Origin of the sequence: Psychrobacter sp. PP-21, assembly GCF_033790785.1 — a bacterium.
Classification (GTDB): Bacteria; Pseudomonadota; Gammaproteobacteria; order Pseudomonadales; family Moraxellaceae; genus Psychrobacter.
Map to the genome: position 1 here is coordinate 1 of NZ_JAMYEB010000005.1, position 21,056 is coordinate 21,056.

Genomic DNA, 21,056 nt, shown 5'->3' on the forward strand with positions numbered 1-21,056 from the left:
GGCTTGTTTTAGGATGTTGACGATTTGGTTGTCGCTAAAGCGTGTCTTTTTCATAGGATTCTCCTGCTGATGTATTCTAGCAGTTACTCTCTATTTATGAGTGTTCTTATTTATTGGGGGGATTACCGATTGACTATACTTTTCATTAAAATACGATTTTGAATTCAACATAAACTCATCTCTACTGGAAAAAGTTGGTAATTTAGATGACTGCTTGACATTATTACTTGCCTATTTGTATGACAAAAAGAAATATGGAGTCCGTAGTAAAGCAGTTAAACAGCATAAAGTCGTAGCTGAACATCTTTACAGTAATAACGAAGATGATTATTGGCTATACTACTACGAGGTTCTACCAGCTAATGATTTGAAAGATTACTGGAGTAAAATGAAAAAGGACAAAGTTAGTTTCTTAAAGCAAGTTTTCAATAGCTAGAATAGTTATTCGTTAGAATCCAATATCGGTGGGTTTCACTCTTACCAACCCACCCCATAATTCAAACTCTATACTTTTACACCTCTGTCAACATCGCCAAAAACTCAACTTCTCCCACTACTTTTACGCCCAACTTTTCCGCTTTGGTCAGTTTTGAGCCAGCCTTATCCCCTGCCAGTAGCGCAGTGGTTTTTGCCGAGATGCTGCCTGATACTTTTGCACCCAGCGCTTGCAGTTTGGCTTTGGCTTCATCACGCGCCATGCTATCAAGCGCACCTGTGATGACCCACGTTTGTCCATCGAGTGGCAGCCCTTCGGATGCGACTTGCTCTACCTTATCCCAATGCACGCCTGCTTCGCGTAATGCAGTGATGACTTCGATATTGTGCGGGGCACGGAAGAACTTATAGGTCAGCTCAGCAGTAATTTCTCCAACGTCTGGAGTTTTTATCAAGGTCTCAATACTGGCTGCCATCAAGCTATCTAAATCACCAAACTGTTGGGCAAAGTTCTGTGCTGTGCCCTCGCCCACACCGCGAATACCCAGTGCATAGATAAAGCGAGCCAATGTCGTGTGCTTGCTCGCTTCGATAGCATTGATGATGTTTTGTACCGATTTTTCACCCAGTTTCTCAAAGGTGACCATCTCATCCGCATGATTGTGCAATTGATAAATATCAGCGACGGTTTTGACCAGACCGTGCTCAAAGAAACTAATCAGCCAACTTGCGCCAAGCCCATCGATATCCATTGCACGGCGTGAGACAAAGTGGATCAGCGCCTCAGTCTGCTGCGCTGGGCAAAACAGTCCGCCCGTACAGCGTGCCAATGCTTCGTCTTCTGGTAGGATGACAGGCGAGTCGCAGACAGGACAAGCCGAAGGTAAGGTCACTGGCGTGCTATCGGCTGCGCGCTGATCATGCCAGACGCGTGTGACTTTTGGGATAACATCGCCTGCGCGATGCACGCTGACCGTATCACCTGCGCGCACGTCCAAACGCTGAATCTCACCAAAGTTATGCAAGGTGACATTGCTGACGGTGACGCCGCCAACTTTGACAGGTTCGAGCTTGCCAACTGGGGTGATCTGCCCTGTCCGTCCGACTTGCCACTCGATATCGTTTAGACGCGTCATTACCGTTTCCGCAGGGAATTTATAGGCCGTCGCCCAGCGTGGCTCACGGGATAGAAAGCCAAGCTGCTGCTGTAGCGCAAGACTATTGACCTTAATCACCATACCATCGATCTCAAATGGCAGATCGCCACGCCCTTCTATCACCGACTCATAATACGTCTGCGCGGCGCGTGGGTTGGCGACCACTTCTACGGCGCTGACGGTAAAGCCAAGCTCGGTGAGCCACGCCAGCGCCCCTGATTGGGTATCGATATTCTCAGGCAGCCCTTGATTGACCGAATAGCCATAGAATGCGAGTGGACGACTAGCAGCCACGGCTGGGTCTAGCTGACGTAAGCTACCAGCGGCGGCATTGCGTGGATTGGCAAAGGTTTTACCTTCACTCTCTTCCGCCAATCGATTGAGACGCTCAAACCCTGCCTTTGGCATTAACACTTCACCGCGCACTTCTAGCAACTCGATATCAGCCGCATCGGCAATCCACAGTGGCAAATTGCGAATGGTTTTGGCATTTTGCGTAATGTCCTCCCCTGTCTGCCCGTCACCGCGCGTGACCGCTTGGACAAATTTGCCATGCTCATATTTTAATGAAACGGCCAATCCGTCAAGCTTTAGCTCCATCTCGTACTCAGGGTTTTGCTGCGAGTCGCTCAGACGATCATTGACACGGCGCATAAAGTCTTGTAGATCATCATATTCAAATACGTTGCCCAGTGACAGCATCGGAATGTCATGCGTGACTTGAGTAAAGGCTGAGAGCGGCATATCACCGACTTGATTGATGGGGCTATCAGGTTGTATCAGGTCTGGATAGGCTTCTTCGATTTCTAGCAATGAGCGACGCAGTTGATCGTATTCACTGTCTTCTAATATCGGATTATCAAGTACATAGTAAGCGTAGTTATGCGTTTTTATCGCTTCGATCAGCGACCGCATTTTTGAGACAATCTCTGCACTATTATTGGTACTGCCATCGGTTGAACTGGCTATATTGGATGTCGCAGGTACTCGATTTTCTACTTGAGTAGATAGATTTTTAGAATTAGTTGATGAGGTGGCGTCAGTCATAGTCGGCGTCTTTTTTGTCATTCAAGATGTCGATATGATAACAAGTTTGCAGGATGCTCGGTATAGTCAATCCGATATAAATCAGACAGCATATCAGGTTTGCGTAGTCTACGACCTGCCATACTGTTACGCGCCCTTTTGATTGCTAAATAATCTCAAATCAGCTGCTGTGCTTTGTAGACATCAACGGCCTTTAAAACAGCACATAAAAAAGACAAATAACGTTAATCGCTATTTGCCTTCTTTATGATTGCTTATGCTAGTCAGTTTTTAACTGTCGTAGCTTTTAAGCCTTTCAACTGCTAACCCTCATAATCACGCACTTGGTTACGCAGCTGCTGCTTGTATTCAGGGGTGATTGGTTCGTTCTCTTCATCCAGCATAATCGCATCTAAATCGCTTGCCATCATATAAGCAATGCTCATCATGCTATCGAAGCTACGCACGGCTTGTGGATGCGGCAATGATAAGAATACCACCACACCATTATAAGTGTTGGTGGCAACACTATGCGGATCAAATGGCGCGATGCCGCTATCGGTGATACCCATCATACTGAACCACAGCATACCAGTGCCGTCTTTTTGCTCGTAGCGATGGAACATATTCATCGCCCCATAACGCAGACCGTATTTGTCAATCAACGCTAATAGATCGCGACCACGGATAGTTGAGGCTGGACGATCACGATACTGGTGCGGCAAGATGGTGATATTGATGTTGTCTTTGGCATTGATCAACGGACCATTTTGCGCATCATCGTCAGATGCGGATAGATGCTGATCAAGTACTGGGCTATTATTCTCAAAGCTTGGCTCTTCTGCGGTGTCGATTGAGGGCATCAAACTATCTGTTGCTGACATCAGGCTTGAGAATGCATCAGGCTCTTGCTCGACTTGCATTTGGTCAGCAGCAGCTAAGAACTCAGTATCATCGCTACGTTGCTGCTCCTCTTGCCAGCGTGCGTAGTCTGCATCATCTATAACGTCATGCTCGGTATCTACCACATGGTTGCGCTCAGCCGTCAGCTGCGCATCGACATTGGTATGAGGCTGAGTCAGTGGCTCTTCTTCGACGACAGCATTGAGATAGCTGCGGTCAGGGCCGATACTCGTCTCGCCCGCGACCGTATCGTCAAAGTCTGGCTGATCGACGATGTTGCGCTCGTGACGCGGTATGATAGGAATACCGTTTTTGTCATAATTGACCGCTGCCGCTTCAGCATTACCGCGGCGCTTAAAACTGCGAATGACCATAAACAGCCCTGCAAGCACGATAAACGCGGCAATGGCAATCAATATAAACTGAATAACGGTCATGATAAATACATCCTAGTATATATAACAAAAGGGAATACACAAACGAGCATAAATGGCAATATTCTAGCATGGCTAATCTATGTCGTCACCACATTGTGTACTTTATAACCAGTATGCTTGGCTAAGGTCAAGCTTATTTGCGTTTATGCTAATGGATTGATTATATTTGCATTGCTCTGATTCTTATAACCTATTTGCTGTCGGGCTTTTGTATTAGCTCTCTACGTAACGCGCGGCTTCATCGAGCGACACACTGACCAATGTAGAAATGCCTGCACTGGGCATGGTGATACCTTTTAGCTCATCAGCAATTTGCATCGTCAGTTTGTTATGACTGATAAAGATAAACTGTAAGTCATCTGCCAGCTCATGGATAAGACTGGTAAAGCGTGCAACATTGGCATCATCAAGCGGCGCATCGACTTCGTCTAGCACACAGAACGGTGCGGGATGCTGCTTAAATATCGCAAAAATCAGGCTTAGCGCAGTGAGCGTTTTTTCACCACCAGACAATACGGCCAAGCGGCTATTGCGCTTACCTTTAGGCTGCGCCATCAAAGTAAGACCCGCTCGCCATTGCTCTGTCTTTGGCGTACCCGCAGGCATATCGTCCGTGTTTAGCGTCAGACTGGCTTGTCCACCGCCAAAGACTTTGGCAAACAGATTAGACAACTCATTATTAACCGCATCAAGCGTCTGCATAAATAGTGTCTTGGTCGTCTCATCGATAGAGGCAATCGCATCAGTCAACGTCTGCATACTAGCCGCAATATCTGTCGTCTGCTGAGCAAGTGGCTCTAGGCGATCATTGACCTCAGCAAGCTCTGCCACTGCTGCTAAATTGACTGGCCCAATCTTGCTCAATTGCTGCGCAAGCTTAGTGCGCTCGGACTCTAGCTCAGCGATTTTGTCTGGACGGACGCGGCGATCATGCGCGATGAAGTCTGCTAGTAAGTTTGAGACGCTCATGCTTTGCTGCTGTGTATGCGCGACTTGTAATTGGTATTTATCACTCACTCGCGCGTAAGCATCTAGGGCACTTTGTGTATGCGCAATGGCATCGTCTAACCGTGCTGCGCTTAGCGCCAGTTCAGTTGCATGCTGGGCAAGCACACTCTGCTGCGCTTGCAAGGTGTTCTGTAAGGTATCAAATGCCGTCTGCTGTTGAGTATACGTTTGCTTTAGGGCACTTAACACGCTATCGCGCTCGCTCAATAATACTTGCTGTGCATCGCGAGCTGTCTGGGCGCCCTGCAATGCGGCTTGTAGCTCTGGTAGTTTGGCCTGCTGCTGCTCATAACGCGTCTGTAATGTTTGCTCGTTCTCTAACGATTTGTCATATTGCTCAGTCGCACGAGCCAGACTGTTGATATTATTTTCTAGGCGTATCTCATGCTGCTGAATACGTAGCTGCAAGCCTTGCCATGCGTCATCATCGGCTTGACGGGTACGATTTAGCGCACTGCGCTCCGCTTGTAATTGCTGAGTGCGGGTGCGTGCTTCTGCGATTTGCGGCGTGAGCGTAGCGATCTCACTGTCGATATGCTGCTGCTCATGCGTAAGCGTCTGCTGTTCTTGTATCAGTTCTTGCTCTTCTTGCTCAAGCGTTGCTTTATCAGCGTTCAGGCGTTGGCTATCCGCTTGCAAACGCTCAGCACTCGCTCGCTCGGTTGTCAGCTGCTGCTGGTAGTGATGCTTATCACGGGTTAACTGCTCAGCTTGCGCACGCGTCTCTTCTAGACTGACCATCAATGCATCATAGTCGCGCTGGTTTTTAGCAATGGTTTGCTGTTGATCTTGGATACTAGTTTCGAGCTCATCGAGCAAGTCTTCTAATACTTGTAAACGCTTACGCTGCTCTAAACGCTGCGTGAGGAACTGGCTACTGCCCTCGTTCTGTCCGTCTTGCGCACCAGCGAGTTTGCTTAAATTAATTGTTCCATGACGACTGATCATCCAACCATCTGCGGTAAGCAGTATCGCTGACGGCGGCAATGATTTTAAGACATTAGCAAGCACGTCACTATCATGCTCACTAGCAGACTCAAACTGCGCTGTGTATAGATAACACTGCTGCCATAGCGCAAGCGTAGGCTTAACAATCAACTGCGATAATGGCAATACTTTGTCAATCAAGCTGTCTGGTAAGGCTCTGCCAAAGGCATGGCCTTTGACTTCGTTCTGCTCAGTAGGCAGCCACAGGCTATGGCTATGACCTGTTTCAACTGTTGCTTTGTCTTTGGTATTGGCAGGCTTATTCTGTGAGATTTGTGCGGTTTGATACGTTAGTAAATCATTGACGTTCGGCGCAAGCACTTGCCACAAGCTATCGGCTTTTTGAGCCTCACCGCTCATATGATCAACGTGTGACGGATTGATTTGGTTAGCTTGTTGGTTAGAGATTGGCACATGACTGTCTAGCCATAATCCCAAGATGCTATCGAGTAGCTGTGCGTGCGCCTGCCCTTTTGTACTCAGCTCAATTTGCTCACGCAGCGTGGCGATGGCTAATTGCTGAGTTTGTGCGCTATCACCGTCCTTATTGTCTGTTACCGCGTTTTGTACGAGGGCTGATTCCTGCTGAGCTTGCTGTGTAGGTTTTGGGTGCAATATCTGATGCAAGGTGTCGTATTCGCCTGCCAGCAGCGCATGGCGTTTTTCATCATCGCTCAGCTTGCGTTGCTGCGTGCTTAGGTTTTGCTGCAAATGATGTGCTTGCGGCTGCATGTCGGACAGCCGTTCGTCCACGCCGTCCTTTTGACGTTCAATTTGCTGTAGCTGTTTGCTCAGTTCAGTAACTTGCTGCGCTAGCATCTGACTCAGATCTTGCCTATCATCTGTCTGGTTTGTACCAGTGTTAGTACTGTCAAATAATGATAGTGACTGCTGTAGCTGCTGCCAGAGGTTCTGCCAGTTTTGCGCGCGTCGTTGCCATTTGTCATGATTTTGTTGATGGTGTTTTTGTGCTTGAGTATTAATCGCTTGCTGCTGCTCAAGTGTGCGTGCTTTGTCCTGCAAGCGTGACAGCTGGTTTTGCGCATCATGCCATGCACGCTGCAACGGCTGCTCATTACGCTTATCATTGTCGCGCTTACTGGTTAGCTCAGCGAGCTGTGGACGTAGTTCGTCTAGGGCTTTGTGCTGCCCAGTTTGCTCAGACTGCAAGTGCTGGGTGTCAGTAAGGGCTTGCTCACGCTGCTGCGCTAAGTGAGACAGTTGCTGCTCGATAGCTGTCAGTTGTGAGGTGGCATCACCTAACTGGTGCTCGGCGTTTTGGTAGCTGAGCTGCTGCTCGTAATGCGCGCTTTGGGCATCGTCTTTGAGCCACTGCTCTTGATTAATATGGGTAGTGAGCTTGTCTTGCTGAGCTTTTAGCATGTCATAGTCGGCTTGCAGCGTTGATACTTCTGCGGTACTTCGCTGGTGCGCTATTTTTTGCTGCTGCTGATTGTGCTTGGCTTGATAGAGCTGCTGGATGGCAAGCTGCTGCTCTATATCAGCGAGTGTTAGCGCAATTTCTTCGTAACGCTGTGCGCTCGCTGCCTGTTTAGACAGTGTCTTTTGTTGGCGCAGTAGTTCGCTTTGCATATCATGCAGACGTGCTAGATTATCTCTTGTTTTCTCAAGCTTCTTTTGTGTTTCTTCACGGCGTGCCTGATAGCGTGAAACCCCAGCCGCCTCTTCGATAAACTCACGCAGCTGCACGGGGCTAGATTCAACAATACGCCCAATCATGCCTTGCTCAATCACCGCATAACTGCGCGCACCCAGCCCAGTCCCTAAAAACACATCGACCACATCGCGGCGACGGCAACGTGTGCCATTGATGAAGTAATCCGAGCGACCGTCTTTATTTACCTGACGGCGAACAGACAGCTCTTGGTACAAGTTAAACTCATGGCGAATGCCCGTCTGCTCATCCTGAGTATGCTCAAAAGTCAGCTCAACACTGGCGACGCTCTTGGCGGTTTTGTCCTGCGTACCCGCAAAGATGACATCACTCATCGCCCCGCCGCGCAGCTGCTTGGCTGAGGTTTCGCCCAGCACCCAGCGAATGGCATCAATCACATTGGATTTGCCGCAGCCGTTTGGTCCGACAATGGCAGTGATACCATGACGAAAGGTAAAGGTCGTTGGATTGGCAAAGGATTTGAAGCCTGCCAGCTTTAGGGATTTTAAACGCATGAATAGTCAGTTGATATGGCGAAAACAGGCGGCTATTCTACCTGAAATTGTCGTGAGTTTTTAGGGTTAAACCGCTAAGTGCATAAACGATTTTGATTGCAGGCTTTGGCGAAACCCTTGTAGTAGTTTTTGCTCTACTTGGCAGACATTGTTTTCTGCTAGATAACAATCATTGAACGCAATCAGTGCTGGCCACGTGAGACTGGCTACTTGCAGATGATCGACGATATCTAACAGCTCTTGTCTTAATAAGTGCTGATACTTTTTAGGTCTTTTATGACACAGTGCCAGTTCTCGGTCGACAAGGCGCTGCTTGTTATACTCTAGCGCATCACCGCCAACAAATAACAGCAAAAATTTTGTGCCCTTATCGATAAAGCCGTTCTCGAGTAAATGCTCGTACATCACGCAGTACTTTAGGATTTGATCTGGGTTTTTTCGACCATTAAATTTTAGTTCATTGGCGATCAGCACATTTGACTGATGGTTGTAGGCCAAATTGTCCATATACATGGCTTTTAGCGCTGTACTGGCCTCAAACAAGCCGCTATTGCCATGCATCGACCATGTCTCATTTGATTTGAAAGTGATAAATTGCTGATAAAATAAGTCTAAGTAGGTATCACTACATAAGCTCAAAAATATATCGAACTCTTTATTAAGATACTCTTCAGAAAAAAACATGACGCGGCGAGTGGCTTCTCTCGGATGACAGATACCGACCCTTTGTGTTGAATAGGTCTCTAACTGCTCAGACTCATGCATTTTTGTATTGAGCTTTTTGATGATAGCGTGTTCAATTTCTTCTACGTCTTTACCTGCCAACTCTGGATCGGTCGCCCATTCGATGATTTGGCGTACATATTGCTTTTTGGTGATACCAAGAATTTGCTTTGGCTCCCACGCCAAAAACTCTACCATGTTCGTAAGACCAGTCGTCCATGATATCTGGTCTTTTAAATGATGTATTGAGCCAAAAACATGGCGATATTTTTCTGCTGCTTTCATACTAAGAATGTCTCATGTTTTACATTTTTTGTAATAAAAATTTGAAATGGCTACAATATGCCCAGCCCACTCAATAACAACTGCCCTCCTGCAAATATCAGTAGTACGCCAAACGCGCGCTTGAGCATCAAAGCAGGCAATACGTGGGCAAGCTTGGCGCCCACCTTTGCCATCGCAAAACTGACCACTGAAATGCACAAAAACCCTGTGACATGCACAAACCCGATGGTGCCTTCAGGAAGGTTGACCACGTCTTGACCGAACCAAGCAAAGCCAGCAGCGCCAGCTAATGCAATAGGCAGACCGCACGCCGCCGAGGTGCCGACTGACTGCTTCATCGGTAGCCCCGCCCAGTTCAGAAACGGTACCGTCAAGCTGCCACCGCCAATCCCAAAGATGGATGACGCCATACCAATACCCGTACCGGCACCGAACTGCACCCCAGCAGGGGGCAACGGTTTGCCCAATTGCTCTTTATTAGAAAAGAACAGCATCTTTAGGGCAACCAATAGCGCACCAAAACCAATGATAGCTTGTAGAGCCTGTCCATCGATCATATCTGCGATACCAGCGCCAACCAGACTACCGATGACTAGACCAAGCGCCATCTTGCGCCATACTTCCCAGCGCACACCGCCGCGTTTGTTATGAGCCGTCAGTGAGCTAATCGAGGTCACCACAATAGTCGCAAGAGACGTACCAATGGCCAAGTGGGTGATCACTTCTGGCGAAAAGTCATAAGCGGTAAATATCCAGACCAGTGCAGGCACGATAATCATGCCACCGCCCACGCCAAACAAACCTGCGCTGACACCAGCAAACGCCCCTGCAATCACAAACCAAACATATAACATCATAGAAAAAACCTTTTATAATACTGACTGGCGCTATAGTACTCGCTGGCGCTTGAGCATGTTTAATTACATTTGCCAAACCTCAATGTGAGCTTTATGCTGTCTAATCGGTACTGTCTGACGATAACAATCGCCCAGTATACCAAAGTTTCCTTCAACCACATCGACTAAACTTATGCCACCACTCACGAGTTTTTCCGCCTATTTATCTGAGCTCAACCACCGCCACGTTGCCAGTAGCGCCTCGACCAATAGCGAGCTGATAGAGGCGCTACAGGATGGTACGCTAGATGCTGCTACCGTACACGTTTTGACCGCGGAGACCCAAAGCGCTGGACGTGGACAGCATGGGCGCTCATGGCAGTCACCACGTGGCAATGTCTATCTGTCCCTATATCACCCTGTGCATATGCCCATCAGTGGGTTGTTATCTTTGATTATTGGCCTCGAGCTGGCAAAGATGCCTGTCATCCAAATATTGAATGAGCAACTGCAAGCGCAAGGATTAACGCAGGTAGGTGTAAAATGGGCAAATGATTTGGGCTTTTATCCCCCTCAAGAGGCGCATCGTATATCATACGATAATGCTGCCGCACAGCAACAGCAACAGCAACAGCAACAGCAACAGCAACAGCAACAGCAACAGCACACACTACCTTTTCAAAAACTCGCTGGCATCTTAATAGAACCCGTAACCAAATCTGGCAAATTGGTCGGTGTGGTGCTGGGCATTGGTTTGAATGTAAAAGCTGCGCCAACGCTTACCGCGCAAACCTCTGAAGGCATGAGCTATCAGGCGATAAGCTTGCAAGATATTCATGCAATGCTGCAGCCAGCAACAAAAACCACCAGCCTGCCAGACTTACAGACGCTATATCAGCAGATGAGCAAAGCCCTGATGGCGGCGATGACACGCTTTGAGCATTTGGATATAGAAAAGCCAACAGGTCATACCTATTATTTAGACGGATTCTTACAGCAGTTTGCAGCAATGGACGCATTGGCAGGACTACGTCTGCGCGTCACCCAAGACTATAATAATAAAAAACAAGTCGTCACAGGAGTGGCGTGCGGTGTCGATACGCATGGGTGTTTGCAATTGCAGCAAGATAACGGTAAGATTTCTACGCTTTTTACTGGACGCATAGACGTTATTTATTAGGCTTAGATGACTATATTGATGAACCCCATCATTAACGAGCACTTTGTAAAGGGACTTTTATGCTCTGGCTTGATCTTGGAAATACCCGTCTAAAATACTGGCTTACCGATGATATCGGGCAAATAGTCGCACATGATGCCAAGCAGCACCTGCAAGCACCTGCTGAGTTGCTCATGGGTCTAACCGATCGCTTCGAGCGGTATGCACCTGATTTTATTGGTATCTCATCCGTATTGGGCGACGATCTCAATGCCAAGGTCTCAGAGACGCTCAGCCGTCTGAATATTCCGTTTGAGTTTGTTCATGTCGATGCTGCACATGCATTGATGAAAAGTGATTATAACGATCAGCAGCTCGGCTGTGATCGCTGGCTACAGATGCTTGGGGCGGTTGACAAGAAAAAACGCCAATGCGTGATCGGTTGCGGTACCGCGGTGACTATTGATTTGATTGATCATGCTGAGCATTTGGGCGGTTACATCTTCCCTAGTATTTACTTGCAGCGTGAATCACTGTTTTCTGGTACCAAACAAATCACCATCTCTAACGGTACTTTTGATAGTGTTAGCCAAGGCGTGACTACCCAAGATGCGGTTCATCGCGGGATACTATTGTCCATTGTTGGTGCCATTAATGAGATTAGCCGTCGTCATCCCAACTTTGAGGTGATTATGACGGGCGGAGATGCAGCGACTATTGCCCAGCATGTCAATCGCCCCGTACGCTTGCGTGATGATCTATTATTAAATGGATTAGCGCGTTATTTTGATTACCATAACCAACCATAGACACTCACAGATAACGCAATGTTATGCCCATAAAAAAGCAGCACGTCTAAAACGTGCTGCTTTTTTTGGTATTGTCTTTTGAAGATTAATTTTTATAAAACTTTAATCTTACTCAGTTAACTACTACGCTAATATCGCTTTATTTGGTTTCGTTAAATAGCTCACGACCAACCAGCATACGGCGAATCTCACTGGTACCTGCGCCAATCTCATAAAGCTTGGCATCGCGCCAGTAGCGACCTAATGGATACTCATTGGTATAGCCATTACCGCCAAATATCTGAATACCCTCGCCTGCCATCCAGGTGGCTTTTTCGGCACACCATAGAATCACACTGGCGCAATCTTTACGCACTTCTCGGCTATGACCGGCACCGCGCGCGTCCAGCATATCCAAATTCTTGCCGACGGTATATAAGAAGCTACGACCAGCTTGTAGTATCGTATACATGTCTGCGACTTTGCCCTGAATCAGCTGGAACTCACCAATCGCTTGACCAAACTGTTTACGATCATGGATATAAGGCACGACATTGTCCATTACTGCTTGCATGATACCGATAGGACCGGCGGCCAATACAGCACGCTCATAATCGAGCCCACTCATCAACACCTTCACGCCCTCGTTGAGACCGCCTAAGATATTCTCGCTTGGTACGGTTACGTTATTAAAGGTCATCTCGCCCGTATGACTACCACGCATGCCAAGCTTGTCGAGCTTTTGCGCGGTGCCAAAACCTTCCATACCTTTTTCAACGATGAATGCCGTCATACCTTTGGCACCCATTTCAGGGTTGGTCTTGGCATAGACCACCATCACATCCGCATCAGGACCATTGGTGATCCACATTTTACTGCCATTTAATACATAGTTGCCGTCTTTTTCTTCGGCTTTGAGCTTCATGCTAACGACGTCTGAGCCAGCACCAGTCTCACTCATTGCTAAGGCACCGATGAACTCACCGCTGATCAATTTAGGTAGATATTTTTGCTTTTGCGCCTCAGAGCCATTACGTTTGATTTGGTTGATGCATAGATTAGAGTGGGCGCCATAGCTCAGCGCTACCGATGCCGACGCGCGGCTAATCTCTTCCATTGCAACCATGTGAGCGACATAACCCATGTTGGAGCCGCCGTACTCTTCAGGAACGGTAATACCATGTAGACCGAGGTCGCCCATCTTTTGCCATAGATCCATTGGGAATTCATCGCTGCTATCAATCTCGGCAGCTCGTGGGGCGATTTCGTTTGCTGCAAATTGCTGCACAACATCACGTAGAGCATCGATATCTTCGCCAAGCTGAAAATTTAATCCAGGTAAACTCATAACCATTCCTTGTATTTTAATATTTAATTTTTGCGATAATTTTTAAGACTGACGTTTATTGATTAGAGCCCGAGCCACGTTTGAGCCATTTGGACGCTTCAAATATGCACTGATCCCTTCACCTGCCACGACCAACTTATCCAAATCAATACCGGTGCTGATACCCATGCCATGCAGCATGTATACCACATCTTCAGTCGCAACATTACCCGTTGCGCCTTTGGCATACGGGCAACCGCCGAGACCAGCGACTGAGGTATCAAACTCACTAACCCCCATTTGTAGGGCAGCCAAAGTATTGCTGAGTGCTTGACCATAAGTGTCATGGAAGTGCCCAGATAGCATCGTGATATCAGCGTATTCAAGCGCTGCTTGTAGGGCGCGCTGTACTTTGAGCGGTGTGCCAACACCGATGGTATCAGCGATGCCAATCTGCTCAGAGCCAATCTCAACCAATCGTTTGGTCACATAAGCGACTTGGCTGGGGTCAATCTCACCTTCATAAGGACAGCCAACCGTACAAGAGATTACGCCGCGTACTTTGATACCCTGCGCTTTTGCTGCCGCAGCCACTGGTGCAAACCGCTCAATACTCTCATCGATACTACAGTTGATATTTTTTTGGCTAAAAGTTTCACTCGCTGAACCAAAGATGACGATTTCATCAGGACGATGTGCTATGGCATTTTCAAAGCCGCGCATATTGGGTACTAATACTGAGTAGCAAATGTCTGTCTGACGCGTAGGCTCAAGTGCGTCAAGCAGCGCACTATTATCGCCCATCTGTGGCACCCACTTCGGTGAAACAAAACTGGTTGCTTCTAGCTTTTTGACGCCCGCTGCAATCAGATCATTAATGAGTGCTTGCTTAATAGCGGTCGGCACCGTCATCGATTCGTTTTGCAGCCCATCACGTGGACTGACATCGACGACAGTGACATGCTCTGGATACGAGTGGCTCATACTTATTATCCTTTTCTATTCGCTTTCACTATCGATACGTAATAACTCATCACCATCAGCAACCAAGTCACCTGCTGCAAATAACAGCTCTGCTACCACACCATCCGTCGGTGCCGTAATCGTATGTTCAATTTTCATCGCTTCGATGACGGCAAGTGGCTCACCTTTTTTAACAGTATCGCCAACAGCTACTTTGAATGCAACCACTTGCCCTGGCATTGGTGATTTCAAGCTACCAACCGCTGCGGACTCTTCGCCTACATGTGCCATGATATCAATAAGCGTAATTTCATCACGTCCGCTATCTGTGAATACATAAACTGTCTCGTTATTGACCCAGCTTTGGGCACTGATACGGGCACCCTCTAACCATAAGGTATGATTGTGCGCGTCACTGCTATCATAGCTGACTTGCCCTTCATAAACCGTTTCGGTCTGAGCAGCTACATTGATATTATCTTGCGTATTCGCGATTTCTTTCTCGATAACAAGCGTAAAGCTACTGAGATTATCGTCGCTCTTCTTGCTGTCAGAGCAACTCGCATTGTGCCAATTGCTGATGCGAGCACTATAGGCTTGCTCATCATAGACCAAGCTAAATGAACGAGTATAGTCGCTATAAGCACGGAAACCCGTTGGCTTGTTGAATGGATCTAAGCCATGCGTAGTCGCTACGCTCGCAAGCTGCTGCGCAATAGACGTTACCACAAGCGTTGATAATCCAAGCGGATGCTGATCAAAAAGCTTATCTTGTTCACGCTCTATCAAGGCTGTATCAAGATTGGCTTTGCTAAATGAGTCAGTATTTAAAATATAACGCAAAAATGCCACGTTATTTGGCAAACCAACGATACGCGTCTGTGCCAATGCACGATCTAGTCTAGCTAACGCTTGCTCGCGCGTAGGCGCATGGACGATAAGTTTGGCAATCATAGAGTCGTAAAAAGGACTGATCACATCACCTTCTCGTACGCCATCGTCGATACGCACATCGGTAATGTTGAAGGTACTATGCTCAGGCTTTTGATAAGTGAATAACGTCCCTGTCGCTGGCAGGAAATTATTGTCAGGGTTTTCAGCGCAGATACGTGCTTCGATTGCATGACCGTTGATAGCCAGATCATTTTGCGTTTTTGGCAATGGCTGACCCGCAGCAACCAACAGCTGCCACTCAACCAAGTCGACACCAGTAATGGCTTCACTAACAGGATGCTCGACTTGCAAGCGCGTGTTCATCTCCATGAAATAAAAATTCATAGAACCTTCACGCTGCTCAACAATGAATTCAACTGTACCTGCACCCACGTAATCAACCGCACGTGCTGCTTCGATTGCCGCTGTGCCCATTGCTTCACGCATGGCAGTATCGACACCTGGTGCTGGGGCTTCTTCTAATACTTTTTGATGACGGCGCTGTACGGAGCAGTCACGCTCAAACAGGTGCACATAATTGCCATGTGTATCACCGAATACTTGGATTTCGATATGACGTGGTTTTAGGGCGTATTTTTCAACCAACACTTGATCATTGCCAAAACTGGTAATCGCTTCACGGCGGCATGAATCGAGCAGGTCAATAAAATCGTTGCTTTGCTCAACGATACGCATGCCTTTACCGCCGCCACCTGCACTCGCTTTAATCAAGACAGGATAGCCAATACTATCAGCCTGTTGCTGCAAAAACTGGGCATCTTGATTGTCACCATGATAGCCCGGTATCAGTGGTACGCCAGCCGACTCCATTAAGCGTTTGGATTCGGACTTACCGCCCATGGCGCGAATAGCATTCGCCGATGGACCGATAAATACTAGACCAGCATCTTGGCAAGCCTGTGCAAAGTCTGCATTCTCACTTAGAAATCCATATCCTGGGTGGATGGCCTCAGCACCTGTTTGCTTAGCGATAGCAATAATAGCATCGCCTTTGAGATAACTGTCTTTTGGTGCCGAACCACCCAAATAAATTGCTTCATCACAGACAGCCACATGCTTAGCACTGCGGTCCGCATCAGAATAGACAGCAACGGTACTGACGCCAAGACGCTTAGCAGTCGCAGCCACTCGGCAAGCAATTTCACCACGGTTGGCGATTAGAATTTTAGAAAACATAACTATCCCTGTGTCTTGTCGTTGTTATTTGACGTCTTGTCTATTTGCTCATTTATCTATTATTTATCGTTAATCTGCTGTCAGCCAATCAGGTTTACGCTTTTGTAGAAAGGCTTGCACGCCCTCTTTGCCTTGTGTTGATGAACGGATATCAGCGATACCTTTTACGGTATCGGCAATCAGCTCATCAGTGATAGGTGCACCAGCAACATCATGTAATAGTTGTTTGCAGGTTTTGACTGCATCTGGACTGTTTTTGACCACTTTGTTACAGAACGCAGCCACTTCATCGCTCAGCCACTCTTCGCTGACACGCTCATGAATAAAGCCAAGCTGACGTGCCTTTTTAGCATCGAATACTTCAGCACTTAAGAAGTAACGCTGTGAGGCTCTAGCACCTAGCGCTCGAATGACATAAGGGCTGATAGTGGCAGGTGCCAATCCCAAACGCACTTCACTGAGGCAGAAATTAGCAATCTTAACGGCAATGGCTACGTCGCAAACAGCGACCAGACCCATGCCACCTGCGTAGACATCGCCTTGAATAGCTGCGACTGTCGGCTTAGGACATTCATAAATAGTCTTTAGCATTTGCGCCAATTTATCAGCATCCGCTAGATTCTCTTCATAACTATAATCCGCCATGGCACGCATCCAATTAAGATCAGCGCCTGCACAGAATGCCTTACCCGCAGCTGCTAATACAATGACACGCACCTCATCATCAGCGCCAAGGGTGGTGAAAGCATCGGTCAGCTCGGCAATCATCTCATCGTTAAAGGCATTACGTATCTCGGGACGATTCAACGTCACGGTGGCGACGTGTTGTTTTATATCGACTAATAGACTTTTATAATTATTAATATCGTTTTGCATGGTTCTCTCTTCTTCTGATCACGATCCGCTATCTTTACTAACGAATACCCTTATTGAGTGTCATTAAATGGTTAGCACTGACCCTTGATCTTACATTCTAAAGACGCCAAACGTCGTCTCTTCAATCGGTGCGTTATAAGCGGCGCTCAGTCCCAATGCCAATACATGACGGGTATCCGCAGGGTCAATCACGCCATCATCCCATAAGCGCGCGGTGGCATAATAGGGATGACCTTGTTCTTCATACATTTCACGAATCGGCGCTTTAAATGCGGCTTCGTCCTCATCACTCCACGCTTCACCTTTGCGATCAAAGTTATCACGCTTGACCGTTGCCAGTACTGACGCTGCTTGCTCGCCGCCCATGACAGAGATACGGGCATTTGGCCACATCCACAAGAAACGCGGACTATAAGCGCGACCACACATGCCGTAGTTACCAGCACCAAATGAGCCACCGACGATGACAGTGAATTTTGGCACTTTGGCATTAGCCACAGCCATCACCATCTTGGCACCATGACGGGCGATACCTTCGTTCTCGTATTTACGACCAACCATAAAGCCTGTGATGTTTTGCAGGAACACCAACGGTATTTTGCGTTTACAGCATAGCTCGATAAAGTGCGTGCCTTTCTGCGCGGACTCACTAAATAAGATGCCATTATTCGCAATGATACCTACGGGCATCCCTTCGATATGAGCAAAGCCGCACACTAACGTCGTGCCAAAGCGCACTTTGAACTCATCAAAGGCACTGTCGTCAACGATACGGGCGATAATTTCTCTGATATCAAATGGCTTGCGCTTGTCCGTTGGAATGACACCATAGAGTTCTTTGGCATCATAACGCGGCGGACGCGGTGTGATTTGGTTGGGAATATTTTTCGCTGGGCGATTGAGATGGCTAACAATATTACGGGCGATTGATAACGCATGGGTATCGTTTTGCGCTAGATGATCGACCACACCTGAGAGCCGCGTATGCACATCACCGCCGCCCAAATCTTCTGCGGTGACCTCTTCACCAGTCGCTGCTTTGACTAGTGGCGGACCGCCCAAAAAGATAGTGCCTTGTTCTTTTACAATGATAGACTCATCGCTCATGGCAGGCACATACGCACCGCCAGCCGTACAGCTGCCCATAACCACAGCAATCTGCGGAATGCCTGCCGCACTGAGATTGGCTTGGTTAAAGAAGATACGGCCGAAGTGCTCTTTATCAGGGAACACATCATCTTGATTGGGTAAGTTAGCACCACCTGAATCGACTAGATAGACGCATGGCAAATGGTTTTCTTGCGCAATCTCTTGGGCACGTAGATGCTTTTTGACGGTCATTGGGTAGTACGTGCCGCCTTTTACCGTGGCATCATTACAGACAATCATGCACTCGACCCCATTGATACGGCCGATACCAGCAATCACACCCGCCGCTGGAATTTCTTCACCATACATATCATGCGCAGCCATTGGCGCCACTTCTAAAAATGCTGTACCCACATCCAGCAGACGCTCGACCCGCTCGCGTGGTAACAGTTTGCCACGTGCAAGATGCTTAGCACGTGCGCGCTCCGAGCCACCTTGGGCAACGTTACGCAAGTGTATATACAGGTCATCGACGATCTCTTGCATCGCAGCACTGTTTTGCTGAAAATCGCTTGAGTTCGGACTCAGTTTACTGGTTATAGTAGCGCTCATGATATCCCTTTTTCTTTTATACATAGATACGTAATTACGAGTAGCTTGTTATGCAAGTCATTTTTTAGGTGCGCAGTCATTTGTTTAAATATTACTGGCCGCTGTTTGTAATGGCTACTCACATGGTTCATCTTTCATGTTCTAGGGCTGATAAACAAGTTTAGAGCTGATACATAAGCCTATGACAAACCCAACTCTTCTTTCATTTGCTCAATGATTTTATACTTTTGGATCTTGCCTGTGATGGTCATCGGATACTCAGTCACAAAGCGATAGTATGCCGGCACTTTATAATGAGCGATATGCTCACTACAAAACTCTCGTACTTCCTCTTCGGTCAAGCAGCCCGGTTCTTTCGGAACAATCCATGCTGCGAGTACTTCGCCATATTTTTCATCTGGTATACCGACGATCTGCACATCGCGAATCTTTGGATGACGATAGAGGTAGTTTTCGATTTCTACTGGATAGATATTTTCGCCACCACGGATTACCATATCTTTACTACGACCGACGATTTTGACATAGCCGTCTTCATCCATTGTCGCCAGATCACCTGTATGCATCCAACCATCTTGGATGGCTTCACGTGTCTTGAAGCGACTGCCCCAATAGCCTTTCATCACTGAATAGCCACGGGTGAGCAGCTCACCTGTCTCGCCTAACGCTACGATCTCACCCGTTGCGGTATCGACGACTTTTACTTCTAGCGCAGGCTGTACTAGCCCCACGGTCGAGACTTGCTTATCAAGTGGCGTGTGCTCATTGGTCTGACAAGACACAGGACTGGTCTCTGTCATACCATAGGCAATGGTCACTTCACTCATATGCATATTATCGATGACGCGGCGCATGACCTCAATCGGACAGCTGGACCCTGCCATGATACCTGTGCGCAGCGTCGATAGATCAAAGTTTTTGAACTCAGGATGGTCGAGCTCTGCGATAAACATCGTGGGCACGCCATGCAGACCTGTACACTTCTCTTCTTCTACAGCTTGCAATACAGTCAGTGGCTCAAAGCCATCATTTGGATAAACGATACAACCACCATGCGTAAGAATCGCTAGGTTGCCAAGTACCATACCAAAGCAATGATATAGCGGTACGGGTATACACAGTCTGTCTTCTTCAGTGAGGTTCATCGCCTCACCAATGAAATAACCATTGTTTAAGATATTGCGATGGCTTAAGGTGGCGCCTTTTGGCGTCCCTGTCGTGCCACTGGTGAACTGTACATTGATAGCATCGGTGTTTTTGAGCTGAGCTTGGCGCTCTGCGACACGTGGATCATTGGCATCACCCTCACTCATCCAGCTTGAGAATTTCTGCATAAAGCCAAAAGTCTCTTCAGACTCTGGCTCATCAATCCAAATGATACGCTCAATCGTTGGAATCTCAACCAAATCAAGCTGAGTGTAGTCTTTGTGATAAATCTCAGGACACAGCTCACGGATTAGGCCAGCATAATCACTGGTTTTGAAATGGCGCATAAGCACAAGCGCTGAGCAGCCCAGTTTATTTAGGGCATATTGCAGCTCAAAGGTGCGGTAAGCAGGATTAATGTTGACAAGGATAACGCCGACTTTTGCTGTGGCTAACTGCATGAGCAGCCATTCAGCATTGTTATGTGACCAGATACCGATACGATCACCAATCTCAAGCCCCATCTCAATCATACTACTGGCCAGCTGATTGACTTGCTGCTGTAGCTCACGATATGTCCAGCGGATGTTTTGATGACGAACAACCAATGCTTCGCGATTAGGATATTTAGAGACAATAGCATCAAAAAAGTCGCCGATTGTCGCTTCAATCAGCGGCACATCAGGACCTTTATCATAGCTTTGAGTGAGCGGTGCATTTGCTGAGCGTGCGCCCATATTGACACTAGGAATGTTGTTTAAAATGGCATCGAAGTCAACGCGAGTCGAATCGAAATCGGGAGTTTGAGTCATAACGAGTCCTTTCGTTTTACTTTTCATGTGCTGATTGATCGCTTGTATACAAACCTTCTTCCGTGATGAGGCCGTGCATAGCGTTCAGCTACTATAACGCCATAGGCAAAAGCCTGTCAACAATATCAATACAATATGTATCATTTAATCAGTCATAAAAAATACTT

13 protein-coding genes are annotated in these 21,056 nt (G+C 47.5%); 2 read left to right on the plus strand and 11 right to left on the minus strand.

The window, feature by feature from the left end; translation table 11 throughout:
- Positions 1–512: 512 nt before the first annotated feature.
- The 5 genes from ligA to NJD71_RS06190 all read right to left on the minus strand — a co-directional run bounded on the left by ligA (position 513) and on the right by NJD71_RS06190 (position 10,005).
- Complete coding sequence (ligA, locus tag NJD71_RS06170; RefSeq protein WP_442967656.1) at positions 513–2,639, minus strand: NAD-dependent DNA ligase LigA; 2,127 nt, start codon at positions 2,637–2,639, stop codon at positions 513–515.
- A gap of 302 nt (positions 2,640–2,941) precedes the next feature.
- Entirely contained in the window at positions 2,942–3,958 is a 1,017-nt protein-coding gene (locus tag NJD71_RS06175) for a cell division protein ZipA C-terminal FtsZ-binding domain-containing protein (protein ID WP_319051074.1), read from the minus strand.
- A gap of 213 nt (positions 3,959–4,171) precedes the next feature.
- On the minus strand, positions 4,172–8,143 hold the full coding sequence (locus NJD71_RS06180) for an AAA family ATPase (protein WP_319051075.1): 3,972 nt from the start codon (positions 8,141–8,143) through the stop codon (positions 4,172–4,174).
- 66 nt (positions 8,144–8,209) lie between these two features.
- Entirely contained in the window at positions 8,210–9,151 is a 942-nt protein-coding gene (locus NJD71_RS06185) for a hypothetical protein (RefSeq protein ID WP_319051076.1), read from the minus strand.
- Between the two features lie 50 nt (positions 9,152–9,201).
- Complete coding sequence (locus tag NJD71_RS06190) at positions 9,202–10,005, minus strand: sulfite exporter TauE/SafE family protein (protein ID WP_319051233.1); 804 nt, start codon at positions 10,003–10,005, stop codon at positions 9,202–9,204.
- Positions 10,006–10,180: 175 nt separating this feature from the next.
- Between NJD71_RS06190 and NJD71_RS06195 the strand changes: the two genes are divergently transcribed.
- Both NJD71_RS06195 and NJD71_RS06200 read left to right on the plus strand, forming a co-directional pair.
- Positions 10,181–11,167: a biotin--[acetyl-CoA-carboxylase] ligase gene (locus tag NJD71_RS06195; RefSeq protein WP_319051077.1), complete on the plus strand. Its 987-nt coding sequence runs from the start codon at positions 10,181–10,183 to the stop codon at positions 11,165–11,167.
- A gap of 59 nt (positions 11,168–11,226) precedes the next feature.
- Positions 11,227–11,955 (plus strand): pantothenate kinase, encoded by a 729-nt coding sequence (locus NJD71_RS06200; RefSeq protein WP_319051078.1) that lies wholly within the window; start codon positions 11,227–11,229, stop codon positions 11,953–11,955.
- A gap of 139 nt (positions 11,956–12,094) precedes the next feature.
- On the opposite strand, the gene NJD71_RS06205 is transcribed toward NJD71_RS06200, so the two are convergent.
- The 6 genes from NJD71_RS06205 to NJD71_RS06230 form a co-directional block, all read right to left on the minus strand.
- Positions 12,095–13,282: an isovaleryl-CoA dehydrogenase gene (locus tag NJD71_RS06205; RefSeq protein WP_319051079.1), complete on the minus strand. Its 1,188-nt coding sequence runs from the start codon at positions 13,280–13,282 to the stop codon at positions 12,095–12,097.
- A 42-nt stretch (positions 13,283–13,324) separates the two neighbouring features.
- The gene (locus NJD71_RS06210; protein WP_319051080.1) at positions 13,325–14,245 is read right to left on the minus strand and encodes a hydroxymethylglutaryl-CoA lyase; all 921 of its coding nucleotides are present in this window, start codon (positions 14,243–14,245) and stop codon (positions 13,325–13,327) included.
- Positions 14,246–14,260: 15 nt separating this feature from the next.
- A complete protein-coding gene (locus NJD71_RS06215; RefSeq protein ID WP_319051081.1) occupies positions 14,261–16,354 on the minus strand; it encodes an acetyl/propionyl/methylcrotonyl-CoA carboxylase subunit alpha in 2,094 nt (697 codons plus the stop codon).
- A gap of 69 nt (positions 16,355–16,423) precedes the next feature.
- Positions 16,424–17,230, minus strand: coding sequence for an enoyl-CoA hydratase/isomerase family protein (locus tag NJD71_RS06220; RefSeq protein WP_319051082.1), 807 nt, complete (start codon positions 17,228–17,230; stop codon positions 16,424–16,426).
- 90 nt (positions 17,231–17,320) lie between these two features.
- A complete protein-coding gene (locus NJD71_RS06225) occupies positions 17,321–18,931 on the minus strand; it encodes a carboxyl transferase domain-containing protein (RefSeq protein ID WP_319051083.1) in 1,611 nt (536 codons plus the stop codon).
- 179 nt (positions 18,932–19,110) lie between these two features.
- Positions 19,111–20,889: an AMP-binding protein gene (locus NJD71_RS06230; protein ID WP_319051084.1), complete on the minus strand. Its 1,779-nt coding sequence runs from the start codon at positions 20,887–20,889 to the stop codon at positions 19,111–19,113.
- Positions 20,890–21,056: the final 167 nt, after the last annotated feature.

Bases quoted from the DNA above. Each gene is read 5' to 3' on its own strand.
- NJD71_RS06200 (WP_319051078.1), top strand. From the start codon at position 11,227: ATGCTCTGGCTTGATCTTGGAAATACCCGTCTAAAATACTGGCTTACC.
- NJD71_RS06205 (WP_319051079.1), bottom strand. From the start codon at position 13,282: ATGAGTTTACCTGGATTAAATTTTCAGCTTGGCGAAGATATCGATGCT.
- NJD71_RS06210 (WP_319051080.1), bottom strand. From the start codon at position 14,245: ATGAGCCACTCGTATCCAGAGCATGTCACTGTCGTCGATGTCAGTCCA.
- ligA (WP_442967656.1), bottom strand. From the start codon at position 2,639: ATGACTGACGCCACCTCATCAACTAATTCTAAAAATCTATCTACTCAA.
- NJD71_RS06175 (WP_319051074.1), bottom strand. From the start codon at position 3,958: ATGACCGTTATTCAGTTTATATTGATTGCCATTGCCGCGTTTATCGTG.
- NJD71_RS06185 (WP_319051076.1), bottom strand. From the start codon at position 9,151: ATGAAAGCAGCAGAAAAATATCGCCATGTTTTTGGCTCAATACATCAT.
- NJD71_RS06215 (WP_319051081.1), bottom strand. From the start codon at position 16,354: ATGTTTTCTAAAATTCTAATCGCCAACCGTGGTGAAATTGCTTGCCGA.
- NJD71_RS06195 (WP_319051077.1), top strand. From the start codon at position 10,181: ATGCCACCACTCACGAGTTTTTCCGCCTATTTATCTGAGCTCAACCAC.
- NJD71_RS06230 (WP_319051084.1), bottom strand. From the start codon at position 20,889: ATGACTCAAACTCCCGATTTCGATTCGACTCGCGTTGACTTCGATGCC.
- NJD71_RS06180 (WP_319051075.1), bottom strand. From the start codon at position 8,143: ATGCGTTTAAAATCCCTAAAGCTGGCAGGCTTCAAATCCTTTGCCAAT.
- NJD71_RS06220 (WP_319051082.1), bottom strand. From the start codon at position 17,230: ATGCAAAACGATATTAATAATTATAAAAGTCTATTAGTCGATATAAAA.
- NJD71_RS06190 (WP_319051233.1), bottom strand. From the start codon at position 10,005: ATGTTATATGTTTGGTTTGTGATTGCAGGGGCGTTTGCTGGTGTCAGC.
- NJD71_RS06225 (WP_319051083.1), bottom strand. From the start codon at position 18,931: ATGAGCGCTACTATAACCAGTAAACTGAGTCCGAACTCAAGCGATTTT.